The 22,708-nt window shown below is 34.1% G+C and carries 21 protein-coding genes; 4 read left to right on the forward strand and 17 right to left on the reverse strand.

The annotated features are described in order from the left end of the window. Positions 1–167 precede the first annotated feature (167 nt). The 3 genes from panE (at position 168) to ACF91D_RS02730 (ending at position 2,627) form a co-directional block, all read left to right on the forward strand. Positions 168–1,085 (forward strand): 2-dehydropantoate 2-reductase, encoded by a 918-nt coding sequence (panE, locus tag ACF91D_RS02720; protein WP_039067442.1) that lies wholly within the window; start codon positions 168–170, stop codon positions 1,083–1,085. 155 nt (positions 1,086–1,240) lie between these two features. Further along, complete coding sequence (locus ACF91D_RS02725) at positions 1,241–2,059, forward strand: acyl-CoA thioesterase (protein ID WP_327620993.1); 819 nt, start codon at positions 1,241–1,243, stop codon at positions 2,057–2,059. 61 nt (positions 2,060–2,120) lie between these two features. Beyond that, a complete protein-coding gene (locus tag ACF91D_RS02730) occupies positions 2,121–2,627 on the forward strand; it encodes a cupin domain-containing protein (protein WP_069793178.1) in 507 nt (168 codons plus the stop codon). A gap of 243 nt (positions 2,628–2,870) precedes the next feature. Here the strand turns inward: ACF91D_RS02730 and ACF91D_RS02735 are convergent, their stop codons facing one another. From ACF91D_RS02735 to ACF91D_RS02815, 17 genes are all read right to left on the reverse strand, one after another. Beyond that, on the reverse strand, positions 2,871–4,226 hold the full coding sequence (locus ACF91D_RS02735; RefSeq protein WP_069793179.1) for a PTS ascorbate transporter subunit IIC: 1,356 nt from the start codon (positions 4,224–4,226) through the stop codon (positions 2,871–2,873). A 23-nt stretch (positions 4,227–4,249) separates the two neighbouring features. Beyond that, on the reverse strand, positions 4,250–4,534 hold the full coding sequence (locus tag ACF91D_RS02740) for a PTS sugar transporter subunit IIB (protein ID WP_069793180.1): 285 nt from the start codon (positions 4,532–4,534) through the stop codon (positions 4,250–4,252). A gap of 5 nt (positions 4,535–4,539) precedes the next feature. After that, positions 4,540–4,980: a PTS sugar transporter subunit IIA gene (locus ACF91D_RS02745; protein ID WP_069793181.1), complete on the reverse strand. Its 441-nt coding sequence runs from the start codon at positions 4,978–4,980 to the stop codon at positions 4,540–4,542. A 13-nt stretch (positions 4,981–4,993) separates the two neighbouring features. Next, positions 4,994–6,937 (reverse strand): BglG family transcription antiterminator, encoded by a 1,944-nt coding sequence (locus tag ACF91D_RS02750; RefSeq protein ID WP_069793182.1) that lies wholly within the window; start codon positions 6,935–6,937, stop codon positions 4,994–4,996. Between the two features lie 227 nt (positions 6,938–7,164). After that, positions 7,165–7,896: an amino acid ABC transporter ATP-binding protein gene (locus tag ACF91D_RS02755; protein WP_039067449.1), complete on the reverse strand. Its 732-nt coding sequence runs from the start codon at positions 7,894–7,896 to the stop codon at positions 7,165–7,167. Beyond that, positions 7,893–8,612 carry an amino acid ABC transporter permease gene (locus ACF91D_RS02760; protein WP_069793183.1) on the reverse strand — a complete coding sequence of 240 codons (720 nt, stop codon included), beginning with the start codon at positions 8,610–8,612 and terminating at the stop codon, positions 7,893–7,895. Before ACF91D_RS02760 ends, ACF91D_RS02755 begins: the two co-directional genes overlap by 4 nt. Further along, the gene (locus tag ACF91D_RS02765) at positions 8,596–9,396 is read right to left on the reverse strand and encodes an amino acid ABC transporter substrate-binding protein (protein WP_069793184.1); all 801 of its coding nucleotides are present in this window, start codon (positions 9,394–9,396) and stop codon (positions 8,596–8,598) included. Before ACF91D_RS02765 ends, ACF91D_RS02760 begins: the two co-directional genes overlap by 17 nt. Positions 9,397–9,619: 223 nt before the next feature. Next, positions 9,620–9,946: a PTS sugar transporter subunit IIA gene (locus tag ACF91D_RS02770; RefSeq protein ID WP_039067454.1), complete on the reverse strand. Its 327-nt coding sequence runs from the start codon at positions 9,944–9,946 to the stop codon at positions 9,620–9,622. A 4-nt stretch (positions 9,947–9,950) separates the two neighbouring features. Next, positions 9,951–10,277 (reverse strand): PTS sugar transporter subunit IIB, encoded by a 327-nt coding sequence (locus ACF91D_RS02775; protein WP_327620994.1) that lies wholly within the window; start codon positions 10,275–10,277, stop codon positions 9,951–9,953. A 25-nt stretch (positions 10,278–10,302) separates the two neighbouring features. Continuing rightward, entirely contained in the window at positions 10,303–11,199 is an 897-nt protein-coding gene (locus ACF91D_RS02780; protein ID WP_069793185.1) for a DUF7916 family protein, read from the reverse strand. Between the two features lie 12 nt (positions 11,200–11,211). Further along, the gene (locus ACF91D_RS02785) at positions 11,212–12,534 is read right to left on the reverse strand and encodes a PTS sugar transporter subunit IIC (RefSeq protein WP_069793186.1); all 1,323 of its coding nucleotides are present in this window, start codon (positions 12,532–12,534) and stop codon (positions 11,212–11,214) included. Positions 12,535–12,604: 70 nt separating this feature from the next. After that, complete coding sequence (locus tag ACF91D_RS02790; RefSeq protein ID WP_327620995.1) at positions 12,605–13,735, reverse strand: zinc-dependent alcohol dehydrogenase family protein; 1,131 nt, start codon at positions 13,733–13,735, stop codon at positions 12,605–12,607. Positions 13,736–13,797: 62 nt separating this feature from the next. Continuing rightward, positions 13,798–14,646, reverse strand: a complete 849-nt coding sequence (gene ahlS, locus ACF91D_RS02795) for an AhlS family quorum-quenching N-acyl homoserine lactonase (protein WP_039067461.1) — start codon at positions 14,644–14,646, stop codon at positions 13,798–13,800. 249 nt (positions 14,647–14,895) lie between these two features. Beyond that, a complete protein-coding gene (gene nagB / locus ACF91D_RS02800) occupies positions 14,896–15,645 on the reverse strand; it encodes a glucosamine-6-phosphate deaminase (protein WP_039067565.1) in 750 nt (249 codons plus the stop codon). A gap of 59 nt (positions 15,646–15,704) precedes the next feature. Further along, positions 15,705–17,243, reverse strand: coding sequence for a glucose-specific PTS transporter subunit IIBC (ptsG, locus tag ACF91D_RS02805; protein WP_069793188.1), 1,539 nt, complete (start codon positions 17,241–17,243; stop codon positions 15,705–15,707). Between the two features lie 308 nt (positions 17,244–17,551). Next, complete coding sequence (gene argF / locus ACF91D_RS02810) at positions 17,552–18,583, reverse strand: ornithine carbamoyltransferase (RefSeq protein ID WP_107550225.1); 1,032 nt, start codon at positions 18,581–18,583, stop codon at positions 17,552–17,554. 702 nt (positions 18,584–19,285) lie between these two features. Next, positions 19,286–20,539, reverse strand: coding sequence for an MFS transporter (locus ACF91D_RS02815; RefSeq protein ID WP_069793189.1), 1,254 nt, complete (start codon positions 20,537–20,539; stop codon positions 19,286–19,288). 411 nt (positions 20,540–20,950) lie between these two features. On the opposite strand from ACF91D_RS02815, the gene ACF91D_RS02820 reads away from it, so the two are divergent. After that, a complete protein-coding gene (locus ACF91D_RS02820; RefSeq protein ID WP_039067467.1) occupies positions 20,951–22,540 on the forward strand; it encodes an L-lactate permease in 1,590 nt (529 codons plus the stop codon). Positions 22,541–22,708 lie beyond the last annotated feature (168 nt).

The raw sequence follows: 22,708 nt of genomic DNA on the forward strand, positions 1-22,708 counted from the left end.
TTTTATATTGCACAATTTCTATTTCCATCAAACATTTTACAGTAATTTAAATATATAGTATAGCTGGTCGTTAAAGTTAAATAATTTAATTTTCAATGCGTAGAAGGAATTGAAAAGTGGTATATAGAGATTAAATATACTATACATATTTGAAGGAGTTGTTATCGATGCGTATATTGGTACTAGGCGCCGGCGGTATTGGTGGCTATTTTGGTGGCCGTTTAGCTGAAGCTGGCAAGCATGTTACATTTTTAGTAAGACCTAAACGCAAATCCTATTTAGAACGAAATGGTTTAGCAATTCATAGTGAAAAAGGTGATTATCATTTTAATCCACAGCTCATCACAAAAGACGACCGTGTCGAACCTTTTGATATCGTACTCTTGTCTTCAAAATCTTATCATTTAGATCATGCTATTGAAGATTTAAAACCGTTTATAGATCATCACACCTTAATTATCCCATTACTTAACGGCGTTGCACATGTTCCAAAATTACAAAATGCTTTTGGGAAAAATAAAATCATGGGCGGTTACTGCATTATAGAAACAACGCTTGATAGCACTGGGGAAATCGTTCAAACTAGTCAATTTGATAAACTCTTTTTCGGAGAATTAGATGGTACTGAAAGTAATCGCGCTAAATATGTTGAACAGGCGCTTTCAGGAACAAAAGCTGAATTCATCCTAAACTCAAGTGTTGAACAAGGTATGTGGAATAAATATTTAATGATTACCGTATTATCAGGTGTGACAACACTCATGCATGCGCCTATTGGACCTATTCGTGATAGCGAAGGTGGTATAGAGTTTATTAAGTCCTTATATAACGAGGCTGCTAGTATTATGCGTAAGCATAATGCACCTATCTCAGATCAAATTGTTTCTAAATATATGAAAGCACTAAATCAACTATCTTATCATTTCAAAACTTCAATGCAACGCGATATGGAAAAGGGACTTAATATCGAAACCGATCATTTGCAGGGGTATTTGTTAGAATTAGCCGCACATTACAATTTAGATGCCCCACTACTTACTTGTGTGTATCAAAACCATAGCGTATATAAAGAAATGTTACATTAAGCAATTAAATATATATAGGACTGTGATAGAAATAGTTTTTTAGCTAAACTTTCTGGGCACTTCCTAAATTTTTTATTATAATGACCAACAACATATTTGTAAGCGACTTATTTTAAATATTTGAACTATTTATTAAGAAAACGGAGGCATTCGTCATGCAATCTAATCAACCTCAACATCCATTTGATTTAGCAACTCAACTCACACAACAGCAATCAGGCGTGTATTCAGGTCATACTTCTAATGACTATGCTAATATGGTCGGCCCCTTCGGTGGTGTCATCGCATCCACATTATTACGTGCAGTTTTAGAACATGATGAAATTCTCGGAGAACCCATCTCTCTGACAATCAACTATGCAGCTCCTATTCAGGAAGAAAAATTTAATATAATAGCCTATCCATCGCGAACGAATCGATCAACACAACATTGGTATATAGAACTCAAACAAAATGATAAAACCGCTATTACTGGAACAGCAATTACTGCTAAACGCCGAGATACATGGTCATCAACCGAACTAGCCTTTCCTGATGTTCCACTTGCAAACGAAGTAACGCTTACATCATTAGAAAACGCACCCCCATGGGCACAAAACTATGACATCAGAACAATTAAAGGTGTGCCACTAGCAATGGATCCTACTGAACAACCAGATTCTGTCACATTGCAATGGATAAAAGACAAGCCTAATAGAGATTTAGATTTCTTATCTCTTGCGTCTATGTGCGATGCTTTCTTTCCACGTATCTATGTTCGTCGTAAATCATTCGTTCCTATTGGAACAGTATCACTCACAATATATTTTCACGCTGATTCTAAGTCTTTAGAGAACAATGGAAGCCAATCAGTACTTGGACATACACGTGCCCTTAAATTTTTTAATGGATACTTTGATCAAACAGGAGAAATATGGAGCCACGATGGCAATTTACTTGCAATTACAAGTCAGTTTGTATATTACAAAGAATAAATTTTATACTTATTTGATATTACTATAATTAATAATTTTTGATATAGCGAGGTGTTTAAACTTGAACAAATCAGAAGAAATTACTATTAATACATTAAATTTTGAAGATGATGGGCAAATACCTAATAATCCTTATTTACCTGTTTTAGCTTATCAAAACTTATTTTCAGCGACTGATGATTTGAGACATATATTATCCGCAAATCAATGGGGTAATACTTGGGAAGGCGGTGTTTTCTCTTATCATCATTACCACAGTAATTCACATGAAGTATTATTAGTAATCAATGGAAATGCTCAATTAATACTAGGAGGCAAAAATGGCGCCACTATTAATATTAATGAAGGTGACGCTTTAATATTACCAGCTGGCACTGGTCACAAACTATTAAGTCAAAGTAATGACTTTACAGTTATGGGCGCCTATCCCAATAGTCAGTCTTATGATATTTGTGTTGGTAAAGCAAGCGAACGACCTCAAAATTTATATAATATTGAAAATGTTCCCGTACCTAATACAGACCCAATCTTTGGTAGTCAGGGGCTATTGAAAAAATATTGGACTTAAATATCGTGTTTTTTAATAATAATCAAATAACATTAAAAATGGTCCGTTTCATATCTAAGCTATGGAACGGACCATTAAATTGTTTTAATTATTTAGTTGTCTGCTTGAATGGGTGCAGTTCAAAATTGTCTCAGCCTTTATCATTATATGAGCATAGCTGACCTGGACTACGAACTCTTTATAAATAAATTAGATTTTTGTCCCACTCACCCTAAAATCTATATCATTTTATTATGATATCTATTATTCTTTTACTTCTTTTTCATTTGTACGTTTTTGTAAAATAATAGCTAAAGTTGCAACTACTAAAATTAAAATTACGATGCCGATTATTCCTAGGAATTTGGCGACATTGCCAAACACGATCCCTACAACTAAGAAGTCTGTATCTGAGAATGTCGTCGCTGCGCCACCTAAATCTCCTAAGAAAGGTAAAAACAGTAACGGCAAGAATGTGATTAATAAACCATTTAAAGAAGACCCCGCGACTGCTCCTTTTATACCGCCTCTTGCATTACCAAAGACACCCGCCGTCGCACCTAAGAAGAAGTGTGCTACAACGCCTGGGAGTATCACGACACCACCAAATAAGAACAAGATAAACATACCAATTACACCAACTATAAAACTGACAAAGAATCCTATTAACACAGCGTTCTGTGCATAAGGGAAGACAATCGGGCAGTCTAAAGCTGGCTTTGTATTCGGCACCAATTTCTCTGAAATACCTTTAAATGCCGGTACTATTTCAGCTAAAATCAAGCGTACACCTGTTAATATAATAAAGACACCCGCCGCAAAAGTCACACCTTGTATTAGTGAAAATACAATAAAGTTTTGCCCATCACTAATCTCACTATGTACATAAGTCGGTCCTGCAAATAATGCCGCAACAAAATACAATAATGTCATTGTTAAAGAAATACTAATCGTACTTTCTCTCAAAAAGCTTAAACCTTTCGGAAAATTAATTTCCTCTGTAGATTTTGATTTACCTTTAAATAGTTTTCCAACTTCTCCAGCTGCCCAATAACTTATCGTGCCAAAATGACCTAGAGCAACTTGGTTATTACCAGTGATTTTTTTCATTGTAGGATGTGCCAATGCCGGTAATATAGCCATTATTAACCCCAAAATAATAGCTCCAACAATCACTGTCAAAGTACCTGTAATATTACCGACAGATAATAATATTGCTAAAAATGCTGCCATGTAAAAAGTATGATGACCAGTTAAAAAGATATACTTTAAGTTAGTAATACGTGCAATAATAATATTTACAATCATACCAAATACCATTATTAGTGCTGCAGTTGTGCCATATTGTTCTAACGCAATTGATATAATTGCCTCATTATTTGGTACTACGCCTTGTACACCAAACGCATGTTGAAATATTTTTCCAAATGGCTCAAGAGATTGTGTTACCACATTTGCACCTGCGCTTAACACTAAAAACCCGAGAATTGTTTTAATCGTTCCAGATGTAATATCTGTCGCCGATTTCTTCTGCATAATCAACCCGATAAAAGCAATTAGCGCAACTAATATCGCTGGTTGACTCAAAACATCAACAATAAAATCAAGTATTGGTTTCATTTTACTGCCCCCTTACGTTTTATTTATAAGATATTCAGTTCGCTTAATTTATCATTTAATTTTTGTTGTAATTCTTCTTTGTCCAAAATATTATCTAATACAATAACGTCCCCTAAATTCTTAGTGTTTTCCTCTAAATCTCTACCACAAACAAATAAATCTGCCATATCAGGACTAGCACTCATCACGTCACTGTGTTCCACTTTAATATCTGCTGGCGCGTTTAAATTTTTCAGCGCTTCTTGCGCATTCATTTCCACCATAAAACTACTACCTAAACCGTGACCACATACTACTAAAATTTTCATTTTCCTCATTCTCCTTTAAATATATTTACTATTTCCTTAATTTCTTGGGCTGCTAATAATTGGTTTACTGTATCTTGATTACCTAATTTAGTTGCTAAATCTCTTAAAATGGCCAAATGACCATCATTATCTACAGCACTAAGTACAAATATAAGCGATGCAAAGTGGCCTTCTTCAGAAAAATTAATATGTTTATTTAATTTTAATAAACTTAAACCAATATGTTTCACATCATCATTAGGCCTTGCATGAGCGATTGCAATTTCAGGTGCAATCACAATATAAGGCCCTAATTCTTTCACACTGTCAATCATCGCTGTAACATAACTTGGTTCAAAATAGTCTTGTGTAAGTAAGGGATTTGCAGCTATTGTTATTGCTTGTTCCCACGTTTCTACTTGATCTAATATTTGTACCTTGTCTGCAGACAATATTTCTAAACTCATCTATATCCTCTCCTTACAGTTGGCTTACATGTTTAACGTATTGCATAATAGCTGTTATATCTCCTGAAAATATAGTCTCTCTTGCTGCTTCATCCATAATTAGTGTACTCAGTTGCCTTAACGCATTTAGATGTATTTGAGGTTGTGCTGTAGCTAAAGTAATAACGATGTACACCGGATCATATTGATCATGTGAAAAATGAATACCATTTTCATATTGGATCAAACTAAAGCCCACTGATTGTTTTACATGATCATGCTTTGCATGAATCAATGCAATATGAGGACTAATCACCATATAAGGCCCAAAAGTATCTAATTGACGGATGATATCAGTCGCATATGCTTTGTCTACTATACCGTCTTTTTCCAGCATGGATACAGCTTGTTTAATAGCATCATCACGTGAAAGTACTGGCTGCTGCGTCAATATCCTCGATTGTGGTAACACCTGTTCTAAAGTAGGGCCAATACCACGTAAATCATCAATGTATTGTTCTCTAGAGTGATTAATAATTTCATTTAATTGAAGACGATCATTTCTATCTAAAAACGGCGAAACCCTAATCACAGGTACTGTTACTTGATCGAAAGGGACAGTAGAAATAATATAATCTACTCCTTCATGCTTTAACACACTTTCATCTATCTCATATATAGAATACGCATCCACGACCTCAAGCTCTGGGTAAATGTGAGTAATTCTGCTTTTTAATAATTGTGAAGTTCCTATCCCAGAACCACATAGCAGTACAACTTTGATTCTATTTGTTGTCACAGTCGAAATACGCTCAATTGCTGAGGCAAAATGTAAAGTAATATACGTTAGTTCATTATCATCAAACTCAATATTATAAGTTTCTTCAATGCCCCATATATGTTTTTTTATACCTTCAACCAACTGTTGATATTGCAGAATAACTTCCTTTTTCAAAGGGTTTTCATGTGTCATATCAAATTTCAACCTGTGAATTGCAGGTCTCAAATGAACAATCAAACCGTTTAGTAACTTATTATCTGACATTAAGTCCAAACCTAAATTTCCGCTCATTCGTTCAATGAGTTGTTCCGTTAGAATATCCAAATCATCTATTTCACGAGGATGGTATTTTACTCCTGAAGTCTTTGCCCCTAGTAAATGTAAAGTAATAAAAGCAGCTTCACTTTTTGGAAAATTAAGCTTAAAAATCTGTTCTAATTTCCCCTTAATTTGCAAGGCGATTTTAAATTGTTCAGTCTTTTGCAATTTTTTATATTCTTTATCCGGAATCTCAAAGATAAAATCTTCATTCGCTCGATGAATCGCTATCAAAATATGATAAATCAATCCATCAATTGCACTCTGTACAAGTTGATAATTTGCATCAAGCAATATCGAAGCGACACTCAATCGAATTTGTTCTAACTCATGAGTTGAAAACAAATCATGACCCATTTGATGTGTATGCGTTTGAAAATATTCATGAACCATTTCTGCATATGCTTTACGATATGCATTTTCATCGCCCTTAATTAAGAAACCTTTATTCTTCTCATATTTAAGTTGTAAATTGTGTTGCTCTAACCATTGCTGTACGCGTTTTAAATCTTCCACTATCGTACGTCTAGTCACTGAAACCATGGTCGCCAGTACATGAGAAGCAGTAGGTGTTGTAGATTCAAAGAGTTTCAAGGTAATATACAATAACCTTTCGTCTTTGGAATAATGTATAGACGTTGATAAATATTGAGGTTCTACAGCCTTTAGTTTCTCTGATGAGGCCGTGATTCTAATACCATCATATTTATTTCGTTGAATCGTTAAAGCTAATTTACTCGCCATATCTTCAATGTATTCAAGATCATATTGGATCGTCCTCTCTGAAACATTGAAATGTGTTGCTAAATTATGAATTTGCACAAAAGTTTCACGTTCAATAATGAACATCAAAATGTGATATTGCCTCTTGCTTAACATATTAGCAACCTCCTTACACTTATATTGTAACCGCTTTCCTATAGTTATAGATGTGTAATCTACTTCGCCTACTAATACGAAAAATTGCACATCAAAAAATTACATTCCATTTATAAATTATATAATGTCATTTGAATGATCGATAGATTTTTATAATAATTATTTTTAAAAATAAAAAAATGAGACTTCAGCTATCTAGCTTCCATCTCATTCAAACATTATATATTTTATACTTCTCTAATCATATTTAAAAAGCGTTGCAACTCTGTCGTTTGTGGGTGATTAAAAATTTGTTCTGGTGCTCCTGACTCACCAATAACACCATCATGAATAAAGACAATTTTATTAGAAACTTCCTTAGCAAAACGCATCTCATGTGTCACTATAATCATGGTCATTCCTTCGTTTGCTAGGTCTTTTATTACACGTAATACGTCGTTCACCAGTTCTGGATCTAATGCAGAGGTAGGTTCATCAAAAAGCATAACTTTTGGATTCATTGCCAAAGCTCTCGCAATCGCGACACGTTGCTGTTGCCCGCCAGACAATGCATTAGGTCTTTGGTCTTTTACAGCTGTTAAGTCTACCTTCTCTAAAAGTGCTAATGCTTGGTGTTGTGCCTCAACTTTTTTCATTTTCTTAACAGTAATTAGTCCTTCCATAACATTTTCTAATGCCGTTTTATGAGGAAAGAGATTATAACTTTGAAAAACCATACCCGACTGCTTGCGCACTTTAATTTGGGATTTTTTATCTTTATTGTCATAAGTTTCACTATTGACGTAAACGGCGCCTTCTGTAGGTAATTCTAGCGCATTAATCATTCGTAATAAAGTCGTTTTACCAGAACCTGAACGTCCAATAAAGGTAACTACCTCTCCTTGATTAACTTTTAAATCAATGCCTTTAATCACTTCTTTATCATTAAATGTTTTCTTTATATTTTGTAATTCAATCATGAATGATACCCTCTTTCAAGATAAGATTCATAAAAGTTTTGGACGAGTGAAATAATAAAACACACAACCCAGTACATAAGCGCAACGAGTAGATAGATTGTTAAATATTCATAAGTCGTCGACGCAACTTCTTGTGCTTTTCTAAACATTTCAGCAACAAGTATAAAACCGAGTAACGATGTATCTTTAATTAAACTTAAGAACGTATTACCTAGCGCAGGCACAGAAACTCTTATTGCTTGTGGCAGTATAATACGTTGAATCGTTTGACGATAATTCATACCTATTGAATACGCTGCTTCTGTCTGGCCTTTTGGAATAGACATAATACCTCCACGAATAATTTCAGAAGCATACGCGCCTACATTTAAAGATAGACCAATAATTGCAGCTATTACTGGTGCTAACGTCCATTGGTTTTCTGAGTTGTTAGTTAATAGTCTGCCGAGTTCAGGGATACCATAAAAGATAATGAATAATTGTACAATCATCGGTGTTCCTCTAATGATTGAAATATAAAAACGTGCAATCCCTCTGAGTATACGGCTTGTTGATATACGCATTAATGCAGTTACTAGTGCTATAATCAATCCTAAAACAAAAGTCACTAAAGTGATTGGGATTGAAAATTTCACCAATCCTTCAAGCATTGGCATAAATGCTTGTCCAGCTGCATCTAATGCATGTTGTTGCTCTGAATTAAGGTTTAGAAACATCTTCACCAAACCATTTTTCACTTATTTTTGCTAATTCACCATTATCTTTTAACTTTTTCATTGCTTTATTAACTTCTTTGATTGTTTTATCGTCTTCTTTTTTACTGAAAGTCAAAGCAGATTGACTCTTTTCAGCATCGCCTTCAATTGCTTTCACCTTAGCGTTAGGTTTTTGTTTTTTATAGTCTAAGTACGAGATATTATCGTTAAACGTGCCTTCTACTCTGTTTGATTGTAATAAATCCATCGCTTGGTTGAATCCATCAACTTTCGTAAGTTCTGCACCTTTAGATTTTGCTAATTTACCATAGTTTGATGTAAATGTTTGTGCTAATTTCTTACCTTTAACATCGTCAAATGATTTGATATCTGTATTATTTTTATTTACCACTAGCACACCCTGAGAATAAGTGTAAGGTTCAGAGAATTTATATTTTTCTTTACGTTCTTCGTTTATACCAACTTGGTTCGCAACAACATTAAATCTACCCGAATCTAAGCCTGCAAACATTGAATCCCACTGTGTTTCTTTAAATTTAACTTTATAGTCCATTTCTTTAGCTACTGCCTTCACTACATCTATATCATAACCAGTTAATTTATCATTCTTATCATGAAATGAGAAAGGTGCATATGTCCCTTCTGTTCCCACAACAAATGTTTTATTTTCACTAGCGGTTTTATTTTTACTATCGCTATCTTTTTTACTTGAAGAGTTATTACCGCATGCTGCCAGCCCCACTGTTAAAATTAAAGTAATTAACATCATTAACAATTTTTTCATTTCTTGCCCTCTATTCTTATTATTCTTATCGGATTAAAATTAGTTTATTCCTATCCTACTATTTAGTCAATAGATTTTTATCGATATGATAATATTTTTTTAAATTTCATATGATTTTAATTTTTTGCAATTTTACGTTACCTCTTATTTATAAAGGGTCTCCGAATTTAAAATAAAAAAGCATATTTCCATTATGTTCATGGAGATATGCTTTAAGATTTATTTATAGACTTTTCTTTAACACTTTATATAAGTCAATCATTTCTTGCGCAAGATCTTTAAAAGTAATAGCAGTCATTAAATGATCCTGACTATGCACTGTCAGCAATGTCATTGTTATATTTTCACCCTGCGCTTCTTTAGATAACATATTAGTTTGTATATGATGAGCTTCAAGTATTGATGATTCAGCTTGCTCTAACTTTTGTTGTGCTTCCTTAAATTTGCCTTTCTTAGAAGCAAAAATCGCTTCCATTGCATGACTTTTCGCATCACCACTATAAGCTATAAGAGCCATGGCAAATTCTAATTCTTGTTCTTGTTCAGCCATATATTCACCTCTCATTAACCATTAACTGTTCTGCTATTTTTAACACATTGCCACCATTCATCGTTCCATAATCTCTCATTTCAATAACATCGACTGGTATATTTTTATCACGACACTTTTTATTATATTCTTCTTTTTTAAAGCGTACTTGAGGGCCAAGTAACAGCACATCAACAATGCCATCATCAATTTTTTGATCGGCCTCCGAAGTAGAAACAGCGAAAATATCTCTATCTAAGTTTTGACTCTCTGCTTCTTTTTGCATTTTTTGAACAAGCATACTCGTACTCATTCCTGCTGCACAAACAAGCATAATTGTTTTTTCAGCCATATAAATCCCTCCTCCATTTTTATTTTTAACGTTGAATTGATCTTGCTATCATTGATACTGTATGTCTTTCTCCTCTAATAGCTTTACTTAACTCAAATATATTATTTACTGGAGCCAATCCTCCAAATCCTGCATCACCAATATGCTGTATATCCACACCACAAACTTTATTACGAATTGCAAAATCTCTAATTGTGCTTGGATCAGAACTTTCTTGGCTTGTGCCAATTGCCGACATAACTAACCCACCATGTTGATGAACTGCCTTAACTATTTCTTTTAATTGAATTTCATCAAAACCTGGTACAGTACCAATTGATGGAGCTAAAATAATATCTGCACCAGCATCTATAAATTTATTTACAAATGTTTTCGTAATTACGGGTTCATCGACACCTGCACTATGCATCTTACCAGCTATAATTAATCCACTAAAATTTGCTCTTGTATCTGCAATAGCATTGACAATTCTTTCATTAGATACCCCAGTACCTGGATTCCCTGTCATACAAATAAAATTTATGCCTAATTGCTCTAATGCTTTTACTGTTTTCGGACTTGCCTGTCTACCTTCACTTATATTTAACTTCTCTTCTGTCATTGTTGCTTGAACATCTACTGGTTCTAAATTCACACCAATCGGTCTGGCTACAAGCTTTCTTAGTTCTTTAATGACATGCTTATTTTCATCTATATTTACAATCTTGGGGTCAAATGCATCTAGCCCATTTAATAAAATCAAGTCTGCTCCAAATGCTCTTGATAGCTCTGAATTCGTAATATCAGGAATAACTGGTGTGCGAGTTACGACATTTTCCGCTAGCACTACACGACCATCACTTGCCTTTATACTTTGTTTTAATTCTGTAGATGTCATTTCTACTATTTCTGTAGCATTTGCACTTAATAATCTTTTCACCATATTATCTCCCCTTTATTTTTCAGTTTCCTTCATATTCTCTGCTTCTTTTTGTTCTAACTGTAAATTATATTTTTCCATTGTCCGATAAAAAGGATAATAAAGTAGAATGTCTACAATGATACATACCATTTGAACCACAGACCCACTATAATGACCTGTTGCTAAAAATCCGCTTATTATTGGTGGAATAGTCCAAGGCATCGCAGTACCGTTTGTAAGATGTACTAATCCACTTGCCATAGCAAAATAAGTTATCGTTGCATTAATCATTGGCGCTAAAATAAATGGCACGATAAGTCTCACATTTAATACGACTGGCAAACCAAACAATGTAGGCTCATTAATATTAAATATACCCGGCATTAGCGTCAGAGGTGCCATTGTCTTCGTGATCTTACTAGAGCGTTTCTTAAATGCTAAAATGGCAATCACAATTACCAGCCCAATAGTTGAACCACCACCACCCATAAACACAAAATTATCTATAAATGGCTGTGTAATAATATGCGGTAATTCATCATGTGGATCCGCTTGATATGCTAGACGGTTTTCATCTATATTTTTCAACCATATCGGTTGCATAACAGCATTAACTACATTAGCGCCATGAATACCTACAAACCAAAATGCGCTATTGAGACCAACTAGAATAATTGTTCCAATCAATGTGCCACCCATAAGACTTAATGGAACACCCAATGTATTGACAATAAGTTCATGAATATTACCAAAAGGTAAATTATCTAGTAATGTATAGATAATCAACCACATAATAATGATTACAGCTCCTGGTATTAATGCGCTGAAACTTTTAGAGACAGCTGGTGGTACTTGATCAGGCATTTTTATTCTTATATTTCTATTAATAAACCATTGAAAGATTAAACCTGAAATAATACCGACGATTAAAGCAACGAATAGACCCTGGCTCCCCATATACATCTGCGGAATCGCTTCTTCTGGTGCCTTTCCCCCAGTCATTACTTTTGGTGTCACAACTAAAAATGCAGACATAGAAATTATCCCAGCCGAAACGCCATCTGTATTGTATTGGCGTGCAATACTATGTGCTACCCCAAAACTTGCTACTAATCCCATTAATCCAAACGTACCATTAACTGCTTTCATTAAATATGGTTGAATACCTTTTGATTCTAGCCATTCAATCCATCCCGGTATTGCAATACCACTGATGACTAAAAATAATGAGCCAATGATAATTAAAGGCATTGCAACTATAATTCCATCCCTTAATGAAATTAAAATTTTATTAGACCCCAGTTTTGAAGCAACAGGTAACAAATACTTTTCTAATGTGTTATTTAGCTTACTCACATTAACACCCCTTATAAACCCAAACTGAAAACATATTTAAAATTACGATAAAAGTATAGTTAAATTATCTTTAAGTGATTTTCACAACTAAGCGTGCCGCTTCTCCTCGGGCTAAACGGTCAAAACCTTCGTTTATTTCTTCTAACGATAAAGTATCTGTTAACAGTTGATCTACGGGCAGACGCGATTGTTTGTATAAATTTACAAATCTTGGTATATCGCGTTCAGGGACACAACTCCCTACATAAGAACCTTTAACTGTGCGTTCTTCTGCTGCAAGCGTAACTTGTGGAAACGAAAAATTATGCTTTGGGTCAGGCAGACCAGTTGTAGTAGTCGTGCCGCCACGTTTTGTTATTTGATATGCAACTTCCATTGCTGGCACAACTCCAGCAGTTTCAAAAGCATAGTTAACACCCCCACTTGCATAGGCTTTAACATTTTCAACTACATTATCATCTCCCGAATTAAATACTGCTGTTGCACCTAATGATTTTGCTAACTCAAATTTATCTTCATTTATATCTAATGCTATAATCTCACTCGCACCCGCAAGACGAGCACCTAAAATAGCATTAAGCCCAATACCACCTAATCCAACAACTGCTACTGTACTACCTGCACTAATGTCAGCTGTATTTATAACTGCACCAATGCCTGTTATCACTGCGCAACCAAATATGGCTACTTTTTCAAAGGGTATATCCTTATCTACCTTGACAATTGAATTGGTTGAAACAACTGCGTATTCCGCAAAACCTGAGATACCTAAATGATGATACATCGTTTGATTATGTTCTGATTGTAAACGAAAACCACCTGCTAACATTTCTCCCTTTTCATTAGAAGCTGCCCCATTTTCACATAATGCTGGTCGTCCTTCTCTGCATGGAATGCAGTGACCACAACTAGGAATAAACGTGCATACGACATGATCACCCTTTTCAAAATCTGTAACGTCAGGCCCTAATTGTATAACTTCACCTGCCGCTTCATGACCTAACACCATTGGCATAGGTCTCGGACGACTGCCGTTAATCACCGACAAATCTGAGTGGCATAACCCTGCAGCACCAATTTTTATCAACACTTCATTAGTTTTAGGCTCAGATAGTTCTAATGTTTCTATTGTTATAGGCTTACTTTCAGCATATGGCTCTGTGCTTTCCATTTGATGTAATACTGCAGCTCTCGTCTTCATTTAAAACCCTCCTTAGTTAACGTACGTAAATAATTACAATAAATTTCAGTCTTAAAATTATATTATTCGTAGTAGCCATCAGTAGATTTTCTTAATCCTTCAAATTGCTCTCCATCATGGCCAAACCAAATTTGCGCATCTTTTTCTTCAGCTAAACGTTTAATTTTTTCTACTGATTTAGTCCAACCGATTGAATCGTATAAAATACCGGGGGGTTTTAATGTTTCTCCCATACTCTCTTTCGTATAAATTGCATCAGAAGCCAATATAATAGTACCAAGCTCAGCGCTTTCTATCTCTAGACCAATCATGCCCCAAGCATGGCCACTACCATAGTTTAAAATGCGCACCCCTTCTACAAGTTTCAAATTATCTTCTTCTTTTTTAATCGTTCTCCATTTTAGGTTATTCTTAATCCATGCATCGATGTCAGCCCAAATATAAGCACCTTCTTGTTGGTTACGAGCATATGTCTGCATCGTCCCATTCAATTCATCATTGTGAACAATAATTGTTGCATTGGTAAAATATTCTAAGCAACCTGCATGATCTAAATGTAAGTGTGATGCCACAACAAAGTCCACTTCTTTTGGATCTACATTGATTTGTTCTAAACGATTTGGTAAATGACAAGCTTCATCAGCAAAATAAGGAAATGCTTTTTGAGTAGCACTAATCCACCTACCATTCTCACCCATTGCATTAGGATTACATGCAGTATCAAACAATATTTTGGCTTCAGGATGGTCTATAAACACTGTGTAAATAGGAAATTCGTGCATTTCATTTTTGGCTTCGGGATTGTCTAAAGTAGCTTGATTTGAATTAGCAATCATCAAATTCTTATCCATCTTCATACGTCCATTATCTAAAACATACATTTTCATGCGTTCTTTATTCACATTCACCATCACGATACACCCCTTTTTAAAATTGTATAATTACATTATAATTGTAAACGATTACAAAAATCAATTTTTTAATTATTTAAAACACATGTTTATTTTAAAATTTTATAATGCTTATTTTTAAAATAAATACGCCTAAATAGATAAAAGCGCAGTACAAAAATCTAAAATAGTCTTTTAGACTTCTGCACTGCGCTTTTAATATTATTGTAACCACTATAATGTTTACTATTCATAAGATGCAGCGTAATATTATGGTATTAATTTAGTGCTTTTTATCGTTTGGAATATTTCATCATCCACGATAACTTCAACATTAGCATGTTGTCGTAATATACTTGCAGGTAGTGATTCAGATATATCATCTTTCAAGAGCTGCTTGATTACATCTCGCTTATGTCTACCTAATGCTAGCAAAATTATTCGCTTCGCTCGCATAATAGATGTAAGCCCAAGCGATATTGCTTGTTTAGGTACATCTTCAATCGTTTCAAAGTGTTTACTATTCGCCTTAATTGTCGAAGGTGTCAAATCCACTACACTCGTTACGCTGTCAAAAGATGTATATGGTTCATTAAAACCAATATGCCCATTCTCACCAATACCTAAAATTTGAATATCTGCTGGCCCTATATCACATAAAAGCTGTTCATAAACTTTAGATTCATGTACAACGTCTTTTGCATTTCCCATTGGTAAATGTATATTATCCTTCTGCCATGAGTCATTATGCTTAAATAAATGTTCATTCATATATACATGATAACTCTGTTTATGATTTGGCGCTAAGCCAACGTACTCATCTAGGTTAAATGTGGCCACCCGTGATAAATCAATTTGGTTAATGTTCAATAACTCTGATAAACATTTATACACATCTATCATTGTATTTCCTGTGGCCAAGCCTAAAACTGTATTAGGTTTAGATTTGACTTGTTTTAATAACTCAGTTGCTACGTATTGGCTAGCAATAGTTTGATTTTTCAAATTTATAAGATTCATCGTTTCACCATATCTTTCTTCAATCATTGACATATCCCCATATATTTCCTCATGTTATACTAAGATGTTTCATTTTCTAAAAGCGCCTCAACCTCATTTTTTATCGTAGTGACATGAGGACCGTATATAACTTGAACGCCATTCCCTTTTTGAATAACACCTCTAGCTTGCGTAGCTGATAGCATGGATTTGTCCACTTCTTTATCAGTGTTTAATGTCACTCTTAAACGTGTAGCACAACAATCAACTACGTCTATATTTTCTTTACCACCAAGTGCTTTGATTATTGTTTGTGCACGGTCTGTTACTTCTACAGCTTCTGTTGTCACTTCATCTTCACGGCCAGGTGTTTTAAAATTAAACTTCGTAATCAAGAATCTAAAAATAAAGTAATACATTATAAACCAGATGATACCAATAGGGATAACCCACAAGAAATTTGTTTTAGAATTTCCTTGAAGTACACCAAATAGTAAAAAGTCTATAAAACCTCCACTAAAAGTTTGTCCTACTGTTATATTAAAAACGTCCGCCATCATAAATGCTAGGCCATCTAAAAATGCATGAATCACATATAATAATGGTGCAACAAATAAGAAGCTAAACTCTAAAGGCTCTGTAATGCCTGTTAAAAATGATGTTAATGCTGCAGATAACATTAATCCCCCTACAACTTTTTTACGTTCTGGTTTAGCCGTATGATAAATCGCTAATGCTGCTCCACAAAGTCCAAACATCATAGTAATAAATCTACCCGACATATATCTTGAAACACCTGAAAAGTATTTTGTAACGTCAGAATCCCCTAATTGCGCAAAGAAAATATTCTGCGTCCCTTGTATCATATGCCCTTTAACTTCTAACGATCCTCCTAAAGCTGTTTGCCAAAATGGTAAGTAGAAAATATGATGCAATCCAAAGGGACCTAATAATCTCAAGATAAAACCAAAGAAAAATGTACCAATTATTCCTGTTTTATCTACTATTCCACCAACACCAAAAATCCACCCTTGTACTGTAGGCCAAACAAAAAACATAATGACACCCAATACAATTGAAGCAATTGCTGTAATAATCGGTACAAAACGCGAACCACCAAAGAAACCAAGATAATCAGGTAGTGATATCTTATGAAACTTATTGTGTAAAAGCGCTGTCATTATACCAGTGATAATACCACCAAATACACCTGTTTCCACAGTTTGAATACCCAGTACCATACTTTGTCCTGCCTCAGCTAAATTATCTTTTGCTAATGTCCCAGTTATCGTTAACAAGCCATTCATTGATGCATTCATGATTAAAAACCCAAGCATTGCCGCTAATCCAGCAGTCCCTTTATCACTCTTTGCCAAACCTATGGCTACACCTATCGCAAATATAACTGGTAAGTTTTGAAAGACGATGTTTCCTGCAGACGACATTAAAATAAATATATTCTGTAATAAACCAATATCTAATACTGGATAAGCTTTGACCGTGTTTGGATTACTCAATGCGCCCCCAATGCCTAGTAATAACCCTGCTGCCGGCAAAATTGCTATGGGTAGCATAAATGATTTCCCAAATTGTTGCGCTCTTTCAAACAATTTACTCATAATAGATAACCTCCTAATTACCATAAATATACAACTAACGAAAATTTTAATCAACGCCTATCATTATAATGAAAATTATTTTCACATAAGTATTGATTTTTAATACGATAAGTATATATATTTATAAAAAATCGAGGCTAAGACATTTATAAATGTCTTAGCCTCGAATATTATATTGGCAGTTACTAACAATATTGAAAATCAACTTGTCATAAGTCTTGCCGTAAAAGGTATTACGATTAGTCAACGGTAGAGGAAAAAATAATTTTGAAAAACGTTTTCTGCCTTAATCCGTCTAAGATAATTATTTAAAATATGTCACCTAATGTGACAGCCATAATTGCTTTAATCGAATGTAATCTATTTTCAGATTGATCAAAAATAACAGCATGTTTTCCTCTGAATACATCATCTGCAATTTCCATTTCAGTCAAACCATATTTTTCATATATTTGTTGACCTACTTCTGTGTTTACATCATGAAACGCTGGCAAACAATGTAACACGATAACATCTGGATTCATCGTATTCATTAACATTGATTCATTTACTTGATAAGGCAACAATTGATTGATACGGGATTCTAACAATCCTTCATCTTCACCCATAGAGAACCAAACATCTGTATAAATTGCATCAGTTTGATATATCGCTTGTTGAATATCATCAGTAATCAAAATATCACTTTGTGAATCAGCAGCGTATTTTTGAGCCAATATTTGAATATCTTTATTCGGTTGTAAAGATTCTGGTGCAGCAATATGAACATTAACGCCTAATATTGCGCCAGTAATTAATAAATCATGTGCCACATTATTTCTAGCATCGCCGACATAAGTTAATGTCTTTCCTTTTAAAGTGCCCCAGTTTTCTTTTAATGTGAAGAAATCCGCAATCATTTGTGTTGGATGCCATTCGTTAGTTAAGCCATTCCACACTGGTACGCCAGCGCTTGTTGCAAGTGCTTCTACGTCCTTTTGGTGATGTCCTCTAAATTCAATACCATCATACATTCTACCTAATACTTTTGCAGTGTCTTCTGCAGACTCTTTAACTCCTAAGTGAATATCGCCTTGTCCAAAATATTCAGGGTATGCACCTAAATCATAGGCAGCAACACTGAAAGCTGAACGAGTTCTTGTAGACGGTTTTTCAAATAGGAATGCTAAGTTTTTACCTTTTAAATAAGGATGTGGGATATTACGCTTTTTCTTTTCTTTTAATTCACCAGTAAAATCAATTAAAGTGTTCAATTCATCAGCAGAAAAATCGCATGTTTTCAAAAAATGTTTGCCTTTAAATGTTTGTAACTTATTTAGTGCTGTTGTGTACGCCCCAATTCCATCACTCCAATATTTTTATAAGATTTATATACATAATAACTGGAATTTCAAATAAAATCAAGTATAAATATACTATATACTGTATAATATTAAATTATTTCGTAATTATTCGCTATTAAAATTCTCTATTTTTACACATAAGCGTAATTTTATATCACTTAAGCAATTAAAATATCAGATAATAAACAATTATGAAGTTAAAGATTTCATTTATGCGTTATACAACATTTAACACTTTCTATATAGTACCTTTGTGTTGTAACAAATTAATCAATGGAGGTGAATTGTGATGTTTAAAGACATTTTAGCTCTTCTAAAACAAATCGCTGCTCATTTCGTTTCCGGCGGTTTTCAGGAAAAATAACGGCGTACATTTTTGTTCTACCTAAAAAACCTCATAATCACATTAAACTTTAAAAATGAATAAAGTTAACAGTCGTTAAACGTCGATGTATCAAAAGCCTTTGAGCTATCCCACCATAGCTCAATAGGCTTTTTATTGTATGCTTATTTTCAAATTTTTTGCTATGTACTTTTGAATAGAGATTTCATATTCATTCAAAACTTTGGTGAGATATTCTATTTCAATTTATAACAAACAAAGCAGGAAGTAGAACAGTTCAATCATTTTAGTAAAAATTGATTTCTGTCCTACTCCCTGCTTTAGTTAGTATTAGTTATTCATTTGAGTATATTGTTTTAAACAACTTCCTTATTTTCACTTATACCTCTCTCTTCTGGTGTTTTTAGGAACCGCGTCATAACCGCACTAGCTACATATAAAGCAAATATTAAGTACATCATACCTTGCACACCAATACTATCGTAGAATAATGCAACTAAACCGGGACCAGCAAAAACACATAAACCAGCACCTAAATTCAATATTGCCATTGCTGGTCCTTTATCACCATCATGCACAAGGGATGGTACTAGTGCTGATATTGGCACGAAACCAGCTAAACACATCCCCCATAAAAACCCTATAGTTCCCACGATAAATACGTTTCCAGTAAAAATTTCAGGAATAAAATATAATCCTAAAGTGAAGACAGCACAACCAACACCGCCGATATATGAAATGGTGTTTTTCCATCCAATCTTGTCGCTCAAAGCCCCAAATATGATATTAAAAATAATGTTAGCTATAAAAATAGTGCCCCAAATATTTAACCACGTTGTTGTAGCGATACCTTTGGTGGATAAATATATTGGAAGAAACAATGGAAATGCGTATTGCGCTGCCTGGTTTATAATTCTTACAATACAGGCTACTGCTACACGAGGCTCTCTTTTTAATATTGTAATACCAGCACCCATTTCTTTCAGATGCGCTTTAAAACCATCTTCTTTATGTTCAAGTTCAAATTTATCACGATTTACAAATACTGCTAAAAATGTTCCGATAAGTACCCAAATAATCGCTGTCCATAATGTAAAGAAATGCCCAAATAATTGAATTGTAATTGAAGAATAAAATGATCCAAGGACGCTTAAACCTCCTGTAAATACAAACCAAAACCATCCGACAGCTGCGCCTAAACGTTTTTGTGGAGAACGATATGCAACCCATACTAAAAATGAGTAAGCAAATAGAGGATAACCGAAACCTCTAATTGCATATGATGGTATCATCATTTCATAACTCATTGTTGGAATTGCTAAACCTACAAAAATAATATGTCCAATAATATATAGCAATGTACCTAATAACATTACTTTTCGCGGCCCGATCACTTCCACTAAAACGCCAGAGAACCAAGAGCCAATAGCAATAGTTACGCCATAACAAGTTGTTAATAATGCCGTTTGTTGTACGGATAAACCTTGTTCATGTAGATATGGGCTAATCCATGCTAATTCTAGACCGTCTCCCATCATAAATATAAGTACACCAATGTATCCCCATATTAATGTTGGTGGCATTCCCATTTTAGCTAATTTCTCATTCATCTATAACACCCCTGTTTATAAAATATCATTCCTAATTATCCTTAATTTCGAGAATATTTTTACCCAATGCTAAAGTTACTTTATCCATCATGCGCTATTCACTAAAATTAGAAAGCGCTTTCAGATATTGTAGTTATTTTATTTCATTTTTTTATTTTTTGCAAATTTATTTTCGTTTATTTTCGTTATTTTAGGTTATCGGTAATAAAACACTAAAAGTTTTAATTTTAAAATAATACGTTGCCTCGTTTTTTCTTATCTAAAAAGTGTCTTTTTTCAAAAATCTAATAGATTTTTAATGTAATATTTTATTTAACAATGATTGAAATTTTTTATGAATGCGATTACAATTAAGGATATTTAGTCATCATATGACTTGATGATATCTATTTTATGGGAGATGTGATTATTATGATGCTTCTTGTTGCTTTTAGTGCAGTTATTGTTCCGTTTATTTTCTTAGTATTATTACGTATGTCTGCATTAAAAGGAATGACGATAAGTGCAATTATTATAACGTTATTAGGGGTTTTTGTTTGGGGGATGAATGGTGATGTTATCATTGCATCGCTATTACAAGGTACACACAAAACATTTACTATTCTTTATATTTTATTTGGCGCCCTTTTATTACTCAATACATTGCGTCAAACTGGTGCAGTAATTCGCATTAATGAAGGATTCAAACAAATATCAGGAGATATGCGTGTCCAAGTTATCTTAGTTGCTTTTTTATTTGGCTCATTAATTGAAGGTGCCTCCGGATTTGGGACGCCTGCAATGGTAACTGCTCCACTAATGGTTGCCTTAGGATTCCGACCAATTATCGCAGTTGTAACTGCATTAGTTGCAGATAGTGTAGCCGTTTCATTTGGTGCAGTTGGTACACCAGTCCTTGTAGGACTCAGTACATTAAATGACGCAGATAGTTCTTTCTTTCAATCAACGGCAATACGTATTACAACTTTAGATTTATTGAGTGGTATTTTCATTCCTATTATTTTAATTACTGCAATGGTGTTATTCTTTGGCAAAAATAATAAACTTAAATCTATCGTTGAAATGTTACCTTGGCTTGCACTAATTGGTATTGTTTATGCTGGTTCTGCATTTATATATGCCTTTTTATTTGGCGCAGAATTTGTTGCTATTTTAGGCTCTCTTACTGGATTAATCGTTGCTGTTATTTCAGCTAGAAAGGGTTGGTTATTACCTAAAGAAGAATGGACAGATGGCTTAAATCCTGATTATGAAGTCACTACAAAAGAGCAATCAATGCCATTATTAACTGCTTGGGCGCCATATTTAATGGTTGTTGTCTTATTATTACTTACAAGAACTGTTCCAAGTATAAAACATTTTACAACGCAAGTATTGGATCTTACATGGAATAACATTTTAAATTTTGAAACAATCACATCTGAATGGGAGATTTTATATTCGCCAGGAACGATTCTTATACTTTCAGCAATTTTTGCTGTTTTTATACAGCGAAAACCATTAAAAGATATAGGACATGCTAGCCTTGATTCATTAAATACCATCAAGACAACTGGAATTACGCTCATCGCTACACTTGCGATGGTACACGTATTTATTAACTCTGGTATTAACACACATGATTTAATCAGTATGCCAGAATATATAGCTAAAGATATGGCACATTACTTAGGACCAATTTGGTTATTTGTCGCTCCATTTTTAGGTGCGTTAGGCTCATTTATAACTGGAAGTGCAACTGTTTCTACATTGACATTTTCACCTATCCAATTAAATATTGCTGAAACAATTGGCGCCGAGCCATTCACTGTATTAGCGGCTCAAATTATCGGAGCAGCTGCTGGAAATATGATTTGTGTACACAATGTTGTAGCTGTTTGTGCTGTTGTTGATATGCCGGGTAAAGAAGGCAGTGTTATTAGAAAAACACTCGGACCTGCCTTAATATATTGCTTACTTGCAGGTATCAGCGCTTTCATATTTACTTGGTTGTTCTTTTAGCTAATATTAATTTTAAAGGAATATTTTATAACCTGCTTTAGATTTCTAAAAATTAAATAGTATTTGAAACTAACATAATAGTTTCAAATCGGCGCATTAGGAAAGCATACTTGCAAAAGCCCTACTACTTATTTCTATGAGATAGTGGGGCTTTAATTATATTCATCA

The organism is Staphylococcus sp. 231237_7MaSpsaltlick, from assembly GCF_043107035.1.

Excerpts from the sequence above, each read along its gene's own strand:
- panE (WP_039067442.1), top strand. The coding sequence starts at position 168 with ATGCGTATATTGGTACTAGGCGCCGGCGGTATTGGTGGCTATTTTGGT.
- ACF91D_RS02725 (WP_327620993.1), top strand. The coding sequence starts at position 1,241 with ATGCAATCTAATCAACCTCAACATCCATTTGATTTAGCAACTCAACTC.
- ACF91D_RS02735 (WP_069793179.1), bottom strand. The coding sequence starts at position 4,226 with ATGAAACCAATACTTGATTTTATTGTTGATGTTTTGAGTCAACCAGCG.
- ACF91D_RS02740 (WP_069793180.1), bottom strand. The coding sequence starts at position 4,534 with ATGAAAATTTTAGTAGTATGTGGTCACGGTTTAGGTAGTAGTTTTATG.
- ACF91D_RS02745 (WP_069793181.1), bottom strand. The coding sequence starts at position 4,980 with ATGAGTTTAGAAATATTGTCTGCAGACAAGGTACAAATATTAGATCAA.
- ACF91D_RS02750 (WP_069793182.1), bottom strand. The coding sequence starts at position 6,937 with ATGTTAAGCAAGAGGCAATATCACATTTTGATGTTCATTATTGAACGT.
- ACF91D_RS02755 (WP_039067449.1), bottom strand. The coding sequence starts at position 7,896 with ATGATTGAATTACAAAATATAAAGAAAACATTTAATGATAAAGAAGTG.
- ACF91D_RS02760 (WP_069793183.1), bottom strand. The coding sequence starts at position 8,612 with ATGTTTCTAAACCTTAATTCAGAGCAACAACATGCATTAGATGCAGCT.
- ACF91D_RS02765 (WP_069793184.1), bottom strand. The coding sequence starts at position 9,396 with ATGAAAAAATTGTTAATGATGTTAATTACTTTAATTTTAACAGTGGGG.
- ACF91D_RS02770 (WP_039067454.1), bottom strand. The coding sequence starts at position 9,946 with ATGGCTGAACAAGAACAAGAATTAGAATTTGCCATGGCTCTTATAGCT.
- ACF91D_RS02775 (WP_327620994.1), bottom strand. The coding sequence starts at position 10,277 with ATGGCTGAAAAAACAATTATGCTTGTTTGTGCAGCAGGAATGAGTACG.
- ACF91D_RS02780 (WP_069793185.1), bottom strand. The coding sequence starts at position 11,199 with ATGGTGAAAAGATTATTAAGTGCAAATGCTACAGAAATAGTAGAAATG.
- ACF91D_RS02790 (WP_327620995.1), bottom strand. The coding sequence starts at position 13,735 with ATGAAGACGAGAGCTGCAGTATTACATCAAATGGAAAGCACAGAGCCA.
- ahlS (WP_039067461.1), bottom strand. The coding sequence starts at position 14,646 with ATGGTGAATGTGAATAAAGAACGCATGAAAATGTATGTTTTAGATAAT.
- nagB (WP_039067565.1), bottom strand. The coding sequence starts at position 15,645 with ATGAATCTTATAAATTTGAAAAATCAAACTATTGCTAGCCAATACGTA.
- ptsG (WP_069793188.1), bottom strand. The coding sequence starts at position 17,243 with ATGAGTAAATTGTTTGAAAGAGCGCAACAATTTGGGAAATCATTTATG.
- ACF91D_RS02815 (WP_069793189.1), bottom strand. The coding sequence starts at position 20,539 with ATGAATGAGAAATTAGCTAAAATGGGAATGCCACCAACATTAATATGG.
- ACF91D_RS02820 (WP_039067467.1), top strand. The coding sequence starts at position 20,951 with ATGATGCTTCTTGTTGCTTTTAGTGCAGTTATTGTTCCGTTTATTTTC.